This window comes from Rhizobium ecuadorense (assembly GCF_001187535.1).
In the GTDB taxonomy this organism is placed as follows: domain Bacteria; phylum Pseudomonadota; class Alphaproteobacteria; order Rhizobiales; family Rhizobiaceae; genus Rhizobium; species Rhizobium ecuadorense.
Genome location: NZ_LFIO01001489.1, coordinates 1 through 268, shown reverse-complemented (window position 1 = coordinate 268; position 268 = coordinate 1). Strand labels below are relative to the sequence as shown.

The 268-nt window shown below is 53.7% G+C and carries 1 protein-coding gene; it reads right to left on the bottom strand.

The window, feature by feature from the left end; translation table 11 throughout:
- Positions 1-260 (bottom strand): helix-turn-helix domain-containing protein (locus AF337_RS31105; RefSeq protein WP_244471349.1); only part of this gene is annotated, 260 nt, incomplete at its 3' end.
- Between the last annotated feature and the right edge of the window lie 8 nt (positions 261-268).

Below are 268 nucleotides of genomic sequence, written 5' to 3'. Positions count from 1 at the left end.
GCCAACGATATTTCGGCTGTCTCGATCAATGACTTCGCTTGCTCAATTCTGCATTGCTCCACGTATCGCGCAGGCGTCATGCCAATCTCAGCTTTAAAAACCCGGATGAAGTGAAAGCGGCTGAGACCGGTCCGCTTGGCGAGCGAGGAGAGGTCAGGAAAGTCGTGCGTTGTCCGCCCAAGATGCTCGATTACCCGTCGGATGGCTTCCCGGTCGCTGATTTCGCCGGTGTGATCGGAGACTATGTAAACACCATACATTGTAACGA